Raw genomic sequence first — 12,145 nt, forward strand, 5'->3', positions numbered from 1 at the left:
CTCTATGGCCTTGATCGGACTGGCTTTCTCGACCTGATGAACAAGGAAGCCGTGGGCCGGTCGCTGGCCCATGCAGCGCTGATCAAACCCGACGGCTCGTTCGTCATGAGCGCCAAGACCGACACCGATTTCGCCATGCCCGAGCCGCCGGAAGGCGCCGTGGCCAGCGCCTCCGACGGCAAGCCGGTGCTGATAGAGCCGAAAACGCGCAACATCATGGGCGCCATCGTCAAGCTGCGCGAGATCGATGGGCTCTATCTCTACACCATTCGCCTCGTCGATCCCGAAGTGATCAAGGCGCGGCAGATCRTCRGATCCAACACCGACGAATATCGCGGGCTGGAAGATAACAGGCGCACGTCGCAGGTGGCCTTCGCGCTGCCCTATCTGTCGCTGACGCTGATCATCATCCTGTCCGCGATCTGGACCGGCATTGCCGTTGCCGATCGCCTAGTGCGGCCGATTCGCCAGCTTATCGGCGCCGCCGACGAGGTGGCGACCGGCAATCTCGACGTCGCGGTTCCCGTCAGGCCATCGGACGGCGATGTCGCCTCGCTCGGCGACACGTTCAACAAGATGCTTCTCGAACTGAAATCACAGCGCAACGAGATCCTGTCCGCCAAGGACCTGATCGACGAACGGCGCCGTTTCTCCGAAGCGGTGCTTGCCGGTGTCACCGCCGGCGTCATTGGTGTCGACCCCTATGGCATCGTCACCATCGTCAACCGCTCGGCCGAGGCGATGCTGGCGATATCCGCCAACGCTGCACTTGGACAGAACCTCTCCGCCGTGCTGCCGCATGTCGGCCGCGTCTTCGAGATCGGTCGCAAGTCCGGCAAACCCGTCTATCGCGAGCAGGTGACCTTCTACCGTGCCGGTGCCGAGCGAACCTTCAACGTGCAGATCACCATCGAGGCCGGCGACGACGGCGCGGAGGAAAAATCCTATGTCGTGACGGTCGACGACATCACCGATCTGGTTCAGGCGCAACGCTCCTCCGCCTGGGCCGACGTGGCGCGGCGCATCGCGCATGAGATCAAGAACCCGCTGACGCCGATCCAGCTGTCGGCCGAGCGCATCAAGCGCCGCTACGGCAAGGTCATCACCGAGGACCGCGAGGTTTTCGACCAGTGCACCGACACCATCATCCGGCAGGTCGAGGACATCGGCCGCATGGTCGACGAGTTCTCGGCGTTCGCCCGCATGCCGAAGCCCGAAATGAAGGCCATCGACCTGCGCGAATCGCTGCGCGAGGCCTCGTTCCTGGTCGAGGTCAGCCGCGCCGACATCACCTTCGAACGGGTATTCGGCAGCGAGCCGCTCAAGGGCACGTTCGACAGCCGGCTGATGGCGCAGGCTTTCGGCAATGTGATCAAGAACGCCGCCGAAGCAATCGATGGGCTGGAACAGAAGGATGGTTCGCACGGCATAATCCGGATTCAAGCCGGCCGCCAGAATGGCGCGATTCGCATCGACGTCATCGACAATGGCAAGGGGCTGCCGCGCGAGAATCGCCAACGGCTGCTCGAGCCCTATATGACCACACGCGAGAAGGGCACCGGGCTCGGTCTCGCTATCGTCAAGAAGATCGTGGAGGACCATGGCGGCAGGCTGGAACTTCATGATGCGCCCGCGGATTTCCACGGCGGGCGCGGCGCGATGATCAGCATCATCCTGCCGCCTGTGGCGGTCGCGCTTCCGCGTGGCGAAAGCAGGTCGGAAAACGAACGAGAAACTGAAAAGGTCGGTAATGGCGTCTGATATTCTCATCGTCGATGACGAGGAAGACATCCGTGAACTCGTCGCAGGCATCCTGAGCGACGAAGGTCACGAAACCCGCACGGCATTCGATGCCGACAGCGCATTGGCGGCGATCGCCGACCGGGCGCCGCGGCTGATTTTCCTCGACATCTGGCTGCAGGGCTCGCGTCTGGACGGCCTGGCGCTGCTCGACGAGATCAAAACGATGCACCCGACCTTGCCGGTGGTGATGATCTCCGGTCACGGCAACATCGAAACGGCAGTCTCCGCCATTCGTCGCGGGGCCTATGACTTCATCGAAAAGCCGTTCAAGGCCGACAGGCTGATCCTCATTGCCGAGCGTGCGCTCGAAACCTCGAAATTGCGGCGCGAGGTTTCCGACCTCAAGCTGCGCAGCGGCGAAACCTTCGATCTGATCGGCATGTCGTCGGCGATGAGCCAGCTGCGCCAAACCATCGAGCGCGTCGCGCCGACCAACAGCCGTGTCATGATCATCGGCCCCTCAGGCTCGGGCAAGGAACTGGCCGCGCGCGCCATCCACACGCTGTCGGCACGCAAGGGCGCGCCATTCGTCACGCTGAGCGCCGCTAACATCACGCCCGAGCGCATGGAGATCGAGCTGTTCGGCACCGAATCGAACGGTGTCGAGCGCAAGGTCGGCGCGCTCGAGGAGGCGCATCGCGGCATCCTCTACATCGACGAAGTGGCCGACATGCCGCGCGAGACGCAGAACAAGATCCTGCGCGTGCTGGTCGAGCAGCAGTTCGAGCGCGTAGGCGGCACCAAGCGGGTCAAGGTCGACGTCCGCATCATTTCCTCGACCTCGCAGAACCTCGAAGCGATGATTGCCGACGGCCGTTTCCGCGAGGATCTTTACCATCGCCTGGCGGTGGTTCCGGTCATGGTGCCGGGACTGGCCGAGCGGCGCGAGGACATTCCCTACCTCGTCGACAATTTCATGAAGCAGATCGCCCGCCAGGCCGGCATCAAGCCGCGCCGCATCGGCGATGACGCGCTGGCCGTGCTGCAGGCGCACAACTGGCCGGGCAACGTCCGCCAGCTGCGCAACAATGTCGAGCGTCTGATGATCCTGGCGCGCGGCGATGACGTCGATGCGCCGATCACCGCCGACCTGTTGCCGTCCGAAATCGGCGATGTCATGCCGCGCACGCCGAATCAATCCGACCAGCACATCATGGCGCTGCCGCTGCGCGAGGCGCGCGAACAGTTCGAGAAGGACTATCTGATCGCCCAGATCAACCGCTTTGGCGGCAACATCTCGAAAACCGCCGAGTTCATCGGCATGGAGCGCTCCGCTTTGCACCGCAAGCTGAAGTCGCTGGGCGTCTGACAGGCGCGACGTCCGATCGGCCGCGCTTGGGCCAACCATTTGCCGGTTACGGCAGCGGCGGAATCGCATAAGAAAGCCCGAGAATTATCCAGGGGTCGCCAATGCCGCGCATTGCCTATGTCAACGGGCGCTACGTCGCTCATGCGGACGCTTCCGTGCATATCGAGGACCGCGGCTATCAGTTCGCCGATGGCGTGTACGAGGTCTGCGAGGTGGCGCGTGGCTTCATCGTCGATATGCCGCGCCATCTGGCCCGTTTGAACCGCTCGCTGACCGAACTGTCGATTGCCTGGCCGGTGACGCGCGGTGTCCTGCCGCTCATCCTGCGCGAGGTGGTCAACCGCAATCATGTCGCCAATGGCCTGGTCTATGTCCAGGTCACGCGTGGCGTCGCCAGCCGCGACTTTGTCTTCCCGTCGGCGGACACCAGGCCGTCCCTGGTGGTCACAGCCAGGAAAGCCGATCCTGCCGCCGGAGCAAAGCGGGCTGAAACCGGCATTGCGGTCATCACCGTGCCGGAGAATCGCTGGGACCGGGTCGATATCAAGAGCGTCGGACTGCTGCCTAACGTGCTGGCCAAGCAGAAGGCCAAGGAAGCCGGTGCGCAGGAGGCATGGTTCGTCGACAGCGACGGCATGGTCAAGGAAGGCGGCTCGTCGAACGCCTGGATCGTCACCACGGATGGCGTTCTGGTCACCAGGCCGGCCGAGCATGGCATCCTGCGCGGCATCACCCGCACGACCATGTTCGAGGTGGCGGCCAGCCTTGGCTTGAAGATCGAGGAACGTGGTTTTTCCGTCGCCGAGGCCAAGGCAGCGCGTGAGGCGTTCATCAGTTCCGCGACCACAATTGCCATGCCGGTGGTGGCCATCGACGGCGATCCGGTTGCCAATGGACACCCCGGCTCAGTAACACTTTCCTTGCGTAAGGCCTTTTTTGACATTGCGGAAAAAAGTCCAGCCTGATAACCGCACAGGTGGAATGAACATCAATTTATCTCGTTCTGCTTGTCGTTACTGACGACAAGAGGGTGTTTGCGCGCTTGACATGTGCCCGTTAATTTGGCGCATTGGCTTGCAAACCGAAGGGGATCGGCGAAAGACAAGAACAATGGCGGAACGATCGCAAAACCTTCAGGACCTGTTCCTGAATTCAGTTCGCAAGAGCAAGAACCCGCTCACCATCTTCCTTATCAACGGCGTGAAGCTGACCGGCGTGGTCACTTCGTTCGACAATTTCTGTGTCCTGCTGCGCCGCGACGGTCATTCCCAGCTCGTCTACAAGCACGCCATTTCCACGATCATGCCGAGCCAGCCGGTTCAGATGTTCGATGGCGAGGAAAGCCAGGGCGCCTGATTGGCACGTGAGAAAGACGCGGACGCACCAGTTCGCGGAAAACCAGCACATCATCCCGGGACGGAAGCCAAGGGCCCGACCCGGGCCGTTGTCATCGTGCCGGTGCTTACGCGCCAGCCGCGCGGTGACGACGATACCAACCGTCCGCGGCTGACGCGTTCGGCTGACGCTCGTCACGACGAGGCCGTCGGCCTTGCCCGCGCCATCAGCCTTGACCTGATCCACACGGCGGTGGTGACCGTCAACGATCCGCGCCCGGCGACGTTGCTCGGCAGCGGCAAAGTCGCCGAGTTCGCCGAAATCGTCAAAGAGGGTCATGCGGAAGTGGTCATCGTCGACCATCCGCTGACGCCGGTGCAGCAGCGCAATCTCGAAAAGGAACTGAATGCCAAGGTGCTGGACCGCACCGGCCTGATCCTTGAGATTTTTGGCGAGCGTGCGCGCACCAAGGAAGGCACGCTGCAGGTCGAGCTTGCCCATCTCAATTACCAGAAGGGCCGTCTTGTGCGCAGCTGGACCCACCTCGAGCGCCAGCGCGGCGGTGCCGGCTTCCTCGGTGGTCCCGGTGAAACGCAGATCGAATCGGATCGGCGCGTGCTTCAGGACAAGATCATCAAGCTGAAGCACGAACTGGAAACCGTGCGCCGCACCCGTGACCTGCACCGCGCCAAGCGCAAGAAGGTGCCGTTTCCGGTGGTGGCGATCGTCGGCTACACCAATGCCGGCAAGTCGACCTTGTTCAACCGGCTGACCGGAGCCGGCGTGCTGGCTCAGGACATGCTGTTCGCCACCCTCGACCCAACGCTGCGCCGCGTGCGCCTGCCGCATGGCACGCCGATCATCCTTTCGGACACGGTCGGTTTCATCTCGGACCTGCCGACGCATCTCATCGCCGCTTTCCGCGCCACCCTGGAAGAGGTGGTCGAGGCCGACCTCGTCATCCACCTGCGCGACATTTCCGATCCCGATACAGCCGCGCAGGCCGAGGATGTCGAACGCATCCTCGCCGATCTCGGTGTCGATGCCGGCGACGCCAAGCGGGTCATCGAAGTGTGGAACAAGATCGACAGGCTCGACGAAGGCAACAGGAACCGGCTGCTTGCCGACGGCACCGACGCCAGCAAGGCGCCGCCGGTCGCGGTGTCGGCGGTGACCGGCGAGGGCATCGATGCGCTGAAGGCGATCATCGAAACGCGCATGGCGGGCGAACTCGAAGACCTGACGGTGACGATCGAGCCAGCACAGTTCGGTCTTGTCGACTGGCTTTACCGCAATGGCGACGTCGTTTCGCGAACCGACAATGACAACGGCAGCGCCACCATCTCGCTCAAGGCGACGCAAAGCGCCCGCGAAGAAATAGAAAGCAGATTGCGCGCCAAAACCAAAGGGTAACGTCGCTTACTTCACGGTTTTTGCATCCTGCCAGAGCGCTTCCATCTCGGCCAGGCTCGCCTTGTCCAGCGTGTTACCCGACTTTTCCAGGGCCTGCTCGACATAGTGGAAGCGTGAGCGGAACTTCTCATTGGTGCCGCTCAGCGCGGCTTCTGAATCGAGCTTGAGGTGCCTGCCGAGATTGACGACGGCAAACAGCATGTCGCCGAACTCGTCCTTGATCGACGCGGTGTCACCATTGGCCAGCGCCTCGCGCAACTCGCCAATCTCTTCCTCGATCTTGTCGAGGATAGGAGCTGCCTCGCTCCAATCGAAGCCGACGCGGGCGGCCTTCTCTTGCAGTTTCAGCGCTCGCGTCAGCGCGGGCAGGGCGACCGGAACACTGTCCAGAAACCCCTTGCCATTGTCCTCGGGGTCGAGACCGCGGGCGAGGCGGGCGCCTCGTTTTTCCGCCTTTTCCTCGGCCTTGATCTTTTCCCACATGCCCTTGGCCATGCCGGCGCTGCGGGCCTCCTCGTCGCCGAAGACATGCGGATGGCGACGGATCATCTTCGTCGTGATGGCCCGGACCACATCGCCGAAGGCGAATTCACCGGCCTCCTCGGCCATTTGCGCGTGGTAGACGACCTGCAGCAGAAGGTCGCCGAGTTCGTCGCGCAGATCGTCGAGGTCACCGCGCGCGATGGCATCCGCCACCTCGTAGGCCTCCTCGATCGTATAGGGCGCGATGGTCGAGAAATCCTGCTCGATGTCCCATGGACAACCAGTTTTCGGCGCTCGCAGCGCCGCCATGATCTCGATCAGGCGCGAAATGTCATTCGATGGCGTCATGCGACCGATGCTACCGCGCGGCCACTCGCGCGGCCAACGTTGTCAGCCGGCGAGGGGGCCTTGTCCACAGGTGCTGGGTACCCGGCCTGTCAATCAAGAACGGAAACGATCGCCTTGGCGAGTTCGTCCATCCCGTCCTCGGGCAGACCCGCGACGTTGATGCGGCTGTCACCGACCATGTAGATGCCGTGCTCGGCACGCAGCCGCTCGACCTGCGCTTCCGTGAGGCCAAGGCGGGAGAACATGCCCCGGTGGCTGGCAACGAAATCGAAACGGTCGGAATTGGACTGCCGGCGCAGCGCCTCGGCGAACTGGACCCGAAGCCTGAGCATGCGCAGCCGCATCTCCTCGAGTTCGGCCTCCCAGTCCGCGCGCAACGCGGCGTCTTCCAGCACGATACGCACAGCGGCAGCGCCATGATCCGGCGGCATCGAATACATGGCGCGCGCCGCCGATAGCATTTGACCCATCGCCAGATCGGCCTGGGCGCCGTCCTTGGCCAGGATCATCGCGGCGCCGACGCGGTCGCGGTAGACGGCGAAGTTCTTCGAGCAACTCGACGCGACGACCATTTCCGGAACCTTCGCGGCCAGCAGGCGCAAGCCGAGAGCATCGGCCTCAAGGCCATCGCCAAAGCCCTGATAGGCGATGTCGACAAACGGCAGCAGGCCGCGCTCGACCACCAGATCGACAACGGCGGCCCATTGGGCGCTGTCCAGATTAGCGCCGGTCGGATTGTGGCAGCAGCCATGCAGCAGCACCACGTCACCGCTGTTTGCCGTCCGCAGCGCTGCCAGCATGTCGTCGAAGCGAACGGCACCCGAAGCCGCATCGAAATAGGGGTATTCGCGGATCTGCAGGCCAGCGGCGCGCATCACCGGCATGTGGTTCGGCCAGGTCGGGTCCGAAAGCCAGACCGTCGCGTTCGAACGCGTCCGCTTCAGCAATTCCGCCACCAGCCGCAGCGCACCGGACCCGCCGGGCGCCTGTGCGGCGCGGATGCGCGTCATGTCGGCGCCTGGGCCGAAGGCAAGCTTGGCCATCACCGCGTTGAAGCCGACATCGCCGGCCAGGCCGAGATAGGTCTTGGTGTCCTGGCCCTGCAGCAGGCGCTTTTCGGCCTCGCGCACGGCGCGCATGACCGGCGTCTTGCCATCGCGATCCTTGTAGACGCCGACACCGAGATCGACTTTGTCGGGACGCGGATCGGCGCGATAGAGGCCGATCAGGGCAAGGATCTTGTCGGCGGGGGCGGGCTGCAGATCTTCGAACATTGGCAAAGGTTCCGTTGACGCGGCGGAGTGATACGCAAATCGAACGTATTTCGCCAGAGCTTTTCCTGCCGCCTCGGCGTGGCTGTGCATGGACGTTGTCCGAGACGACAAGGCCATCAGGACCTACACGCTACTGTCACATCGGCGTAGTCTGAATAGCCTTTCCAGCACGAAGCCTGAGAATGATGGTGTGAGATAACGATGAGCCGGCAAGAAAAATTCGACCTCGCCATCGTTGGCGCCGGCATTGTCGGTCTCGCCCATGCGCTCGCCGCCGTCCGTCGTGGTCTCAGCGTCGTCGTCATAGACCGTGACGCTCAGGCCAACGGCGCTTCAGTGCGTAATTTCGGCTTTGTTACGGTCAGTGGTCAGGAACGCGGCCAGGTATGGCGCCGTGCGATGCGATCTCGCGACATCTGGCTGGAACTGGCCGCGCCCGCCGGCATCAAGGTCATCCAGCGCGGCTTGGTCGTCGTCGCGCGCCGTCCGGAAGCGCTCTCGGTGATCGAGGCGTTTCTTCAAACCGAGATGGGCGAGGGTTGCCTGCTGCTCGAACCCGATGTGCTTCGCCGCGACCATCCAGAACTGGCGGGCCGGAATTTTGCCGGCGGCCTGTGGAGCCCGCACGATGTGCGCGTCGAGTCGCGCCAGGCCATCCCGCAGCTGGCAACCTTCCTCGCCGAAAAGCATGGCGTCGAATTCCGGCGCGAGACGGTGGTGCGCTCGATCGAGCCGCCCGATATCGAGACAAGCCGGGGTCCGGTTTTCGCCGACAAGGTGATCGTCTGCCCGGGCGACGACCTGGTCACGCTTTACCCCGATCGCATCGCGCGATACGGCGTCACGCGCTGCAAATTGCAGATGATGCGCCTTGCCGATCCCGGCTTCCGGTTGCCGGCAGCGGTGATGTCGGATCTTGGGCTGGCGCGTTACAGCGGTTACGCCGCTTTGCCAGAAGCCGCCGCTTTGCGAAGCCGGCTGGAAGTCGAGCAAGGCGACGCGCTCGACAACGGCGTGCATCTAATCGTCGTCCAGAGTGCCGATGGCACGCTCGTGGTGGGCGATTCACACCACTATGCGACAACGCCAGATCCGTTCGCCTCGGGGCGTGTCGACGACCTCATCCTTGAGGAGTTCAGCGCCGTCTTCGGTGGCCCGCCGCCGCCCGCGCTGGAACGCTGGACCGGCATCTATGCCTCAGCAACCGGCCAGACAATGTTCGCCGACGCGCCGCGGGAGGGCGTGCGGCTGGTCATGATCACCAGCGGTACCGGCGCCAGCACCTCGTTCGCGATCGCCGAAGAGGTGGTCGACGAGCTTTTCGGTTCAACCAAGGCCGACGCCAGGAAGATCGCATGATGCCCACTCAAGGTTTGCTTCGCGCCGTCGTCCTCGACTGGGCCGGCACCGTTGTCGATCACGGTTCGCTGGCGCCGATGGGTGTCTTTGTCGAGGCCTTCGCCGAATTCGGCGTGGCGATCAGCGTCGACGAGGCGAGGGGGCCAATGGGAATGGCCAAGCGCCCGCACATCGCAGCACTGCTGGCACAGCCCAGGATCGCCGCCGCCCGGACGGAGCAGCACGGTCATGCGCCGACGAATGCCGACATCGACGCCATCTATGACGTATTTGTGCCGAGGAACCGGGCTGTGGCGGCGCGGTTCTCGGATGTCATTCCCGGTGTTGTCGACGTGGTCAAGGCGCTGCGGAAGCGCGGCCTCAAGATCGGCACGACAACTGGCTATACGCGCGACATCATGGCGGAGATACTGCCGGTTGCCGCCGCGCAGGGCTTTTCGCCGGATTGCCTGGTCTGCACCGGCGATACACCCGACGGCAGGCCGACGCCGTTCATGCTCTGGAAGGCGCTGACCGAACTCGGCGTCTATCCGCCGTGGCTGTGTGTCAAGGTCGATGACACCGAGGTCGGCATCGGCGAGGGGATCAATGCGGGCGCCTGGACCGTCGGAGTGGCGGTGACCGGCAATGTCTTTGGTCACACGCTGGCGGAGACGCAGGCTATGGCTGCGGATGTGTTCAGGATGAAACGGGCCGAGGCATCGGCCAAGCTCACGGCCGCCGGCGCGCATTTCGTCGTCAAGGGCGTCGCCGATCTGCTGCCCGTGATTGCCGCGATTGAAGGCAAGCTGCGGCGCGGCGAAAGGCCCTGATCGTTCACTCGGCCGAGTGCCACCTGCATTGCAGCACCCTGCGCCGGTATCGCGAGATTGCCCGGTTTGCCGGCGAGGCGAGGGCGGTTGCGAACGATGTCCTCCAGCGATCCGCGAAAAAGATGGCGCGGCTGGGATTAAAATCCCCACATGCTCCGTAAACAGGACATGAAACGGTCGATGCCGCGCTTTGACATCATAGGACAGCTCGGTTCGCTGCGCCGCTACGCGCGCTCGCTGACGCATGACAGCACGGACGCCGAGGATCTCGTGCATGACGCGCTGGTGCGGGCCTATGAACGGCGCGCCACTTTCCGCTCTAGCGGCAATTTGCGCGCATGGCTGTTGTCGATCGTGCACAACACATTCATCGACAAAATGCGCTCCCGCAAATCCGAAGCCGCTCGCCTCGAACAGGCCGGATATCTTGCCGAAGCCAGCACACCGGCGCCGCAGGAACACTCCGTGCGCCTGGCCCAGGTTCGCGAAGCCTTCTTCAGCCTGCCGCAAGAACAGCGTTCGGCCCTGCATCTCGTCGCCATCGAAGGGCTTTCCTATCAACAGGCGGCCGATGCCAGCGGCGTGCCGCTGGGAACGCTGATGTCGCGCATCGGCAGGGCGCGCGCCGCACTGCGCAAGATGGAGGACGCGGCGCCCTCGAAGACGAAAAACCACCTTAGGATCGTTGGAGGACCGTCATGACTGGAACTGTCGATCCCGTGGCCGATACCGAGCTCGACGCTTATGTCGACGACCAGCTCGATGTCACCCGTCGCATCGAGGTCGAGGCGTTTTTGTCCACCCGTCCGGAGGCGGCGGCGCGCGTGATGTCGGATCTGCGGACGCGCGACGAACTGCGTGTGGCTCTTGCCGGGTCCGGGGGCATGGCGCGGCCGGCGACCGCCGACGCCGCGCGGCGGCTGGAGAGGGGGCTTTTCCGCGGCCGCATCTTCGGTGTGCTGCAGCGTGCGGCGGCAGTGGCCGCCTTCGTCGCTGCCGGCTGGCTGGCAAACGGCATTATCGGGCCGATGTCGGTGACCAAGGTCGTCGCCTCGCCGCAGCCGCCCGCCTATGTCGACGAAGCGGTGCGCGCCCATAGGACGACGCTGGTGCGCGAGACCATGCCGTCGCAGCCCGAGGCACCCAACTACAATGCCGGCGAGATCCGCGCCGCAACCGCGATCGTCATGCCGTCGCTGCCCAAGGACTGGAAGGTGCGCGACGTGCAGATCTATCCGTCGCGCTTCGGTCCGAGCGTCGAGATGGCTGTCGAGACGAAGGAGATGGGCCTGGTCTCGCTGTTTGCGATCCGGCCGGGCAATTTCGACGTCGTCAAGCCGACCGTCGCGCCTACGGGTGACATTTCTTCGGCCTATTTCCAGATCGGCGAGGTCGCCTATGCGGTGGTCGGACGAAGCGAGGTCCGCGATCTCGACCGCGCCGCCGAGACGCTCGCCAAAACGCTTTACTGACCGACCCACGCTTTGCTGACCGATACACAAAGGAGAATTCATATGAACACCCCCAATCTGGGATACCGCGTGGGCGCCGGCGCCCAAACCGGCGCGGTCTACGACGAGGGCCTGCGCCAGCACATGCTGCGCGTCTACAACTACATGGGCGTTGGCCTGGTGGTCACCGGCCTGGTCGCCTTCATGATCTCATCGACGCCCGCGCTCTACGTGCCGATCTTCTCCAGCCCGCTGAAATGGGTGGTGATGCTGGCGCCGCTCGCCTTCGTCATGCTGTTCTCGTTCAAGATGCAGACCATGTCGGCGGCCAGCGCCCAGGCGATGTTCTGGGCCTTCTGCGCGGTCATGGGCCTGTCGCTGGCCTCGGTGTTCCTGGTCTTCACCGGAACCAGCATCGCGCGCACCTTCTTCATCGCCGCCACCATGTTCGGCGCCACCAGCCTCTACGGCTACACGACCAGGCGTGACCTGACCCAGTTCTCGTCGTTCCTGATCATGGGCCTGATCGGCGTGGTGATCGCCAGCATCGTCAACATC

At 63.8% G+C, this 12,145-nt stretch carries 12 protein-coding genes; 10 read left to right on the forward strand and 2 right to left on the reverse strand.

From position 1 onward, the window contains the following. The 5 genes from ACXJ7R_RS13680 to hflX all read left to right on the forward strand — a co-directional run. A partial coding sequence (locus ACXJ7R_RS13680; protein WP_457152297.1) for an ATP-binding protein occupies nucleotides 1–1,761 on the forward strand: 1,761 nt, incomplete at its 5' end. Beyond that, the gene (gene ntrX / locus ACXJ7R_RS13685) at nucleotides 1,751–3,112 is read left to right on the forward strand and encodes a nitrogen assimilation response regulator NtrX (protein WP_095091615.1); all 1,362 of its coding nucleotides are present in this window, start codon (nucleotides 1,751–1,753) and stop codon (nucleotides 3,110–3,112) included. The genes ACXJ7R_RS13680 and ntrX, both read left to right, overlap by 11 nt. Nucleotides 3,113–3,213: 101 nt before the next feature. Beyond that, on the forward strand, nucleotides 3,214–4,077 hold the full coding sequence (locus ACXJ7R_RS13690; protein ID WP_457152298.1) for a D-amino-acid transaminase: 864 nt from the start codon (nucleotides 3,214–3,216) through the stop codon (nucleotides 4,075–4,077). 145 nt (nucleotides 4,078–4,222) lie between these two features. Then, complete coding sequence (hfq, locus tag ACXJ7R_RS13695) at nucleotides 4,223–4,468, forward strand: RNA chaperone Hfq (RefSeq protein WP_006202172.1); 246 nt, start codon at nucleotides 4,223–4,225, stop codon at nucleotides 4,466–4,468. Then, nucleotides 4,469–5,860 (forward strand): GTPase HflX, encoded by a 1,392-nt coding sequence (gene hflX, locus ACXJ7R_RS13700; protein WP_457152299.1) that lies wholly within the window; start codon nucleotides 4,469–4,471, stop codon nucleotides 5,858–5,860. A gap of 6 nt (nucleotides 5,861–5,866) precedes the next feature. Here hflX and mazG read toward each other — a convergent pair whose 3' ends face one another. Beyond that, nucleotides 5,867–6,691: a nucleoside triphosphate pyrophosphohydrolase gene (mazG, locus tag ACXJ7R_RS13705; protein WP_457152300.1), complete on the reverse strand. Its 825-nt coding sequence runs from the start codon at nucleotides 6,689–6,691 to the stop codon at nucleotides 5,867–5,869. 89 nt (nucleotides 6,692–6,780) lie between these two features. Continuing rightward, nucleotides 6,781–7,965: an amino acid aminotransferase gene (locus ACXJ7R_RS13710; protein WP_457152301.1), complete on the reverse strand. Its 1,185-nt coding sequence runs from the start codon at nucleotides 7,963–7,965 to the stop codon at nucleotides 6,781–6,783. 201 nt (nucleotides 7,966–8,166) lie between these two features. On the opposite strand from ACXJ7R_RS13710, the gene ACXJ7R_RS13715 reads away from it, so the two are divergent. The 5 genes from ACXJ7R_RS13715 to ACXJ7R_RS13735 all read left to right on the forward strand — a co-directional run. Further along, nucleotides 8,167–9,324: a TIGR03364 family FAD-dependent oxidoreductase gene (locus tag ACXJ7R_RS13715; RefSeq protein WP_457152302.1), complete on the forward strand. Its 1,158-nt coding sequence runs from the start codon at nucleotides 8,167–8,169 to the stop codon at nucleotides 9,322–9,324. Further along, on the forward strand, nucleotides 9,321–10,136 hold the full coding sequence (phnX, locus tag ACXJ7R_RS13720; RefSeq protein WP_457152303.1) for a phosphonoacetaldehyde hydrolase: 816 nt from the start codon (nucleotides 9,321–9,323) through the stop codon (nucleotides 10,134–10,136). Before ACXJ7R_RS13715 ends, phnX begins: the two co-directional genes overlap by 4 nt. Nucleotides 10,137–10,304: 168 nt before the next feature. After that, nucleotides 10,305–10,838, forward strand: coding sequence for a sigma-70 family RNA polymerase sigma factor (locus ACXJ7R_RS13725; protein ID WP_457152306.1), 534 nt, complete (start codon nucleotides 10,305–10,307; stop codon nucleotides 10,836–10,838). Further along, nucleotides 10,835–11,608, forward strand: a complete 774-nt coding sequence (locus tag ACXJ7R_RS13730) for an anti-sigma factor family protein (protein ID WP_457152304.1) — start codon at nucleotides 10,835–10,837, stop codon at nucleotides 11,606–11,608. Before ACXJ7R_RS13725 ends, ACXJ7R_RS13730 begins: the two co-directional genes overlap by 4 nt. A 42-nt stretch (nucleotides 11,609–11,650) precedes the next feature. Further along, on the forward strand, nucleotides 11,651–12,145 hold a 495-nt coding region (locus ACXJ7R_RS13735; protein WP_457152305.1), incomplete at its 3' end, for a Bax inhibitor-1/YccA family protein.

This window comes from Mesorhizobium sp. P5_C1 (assembly GCF_054049815.1).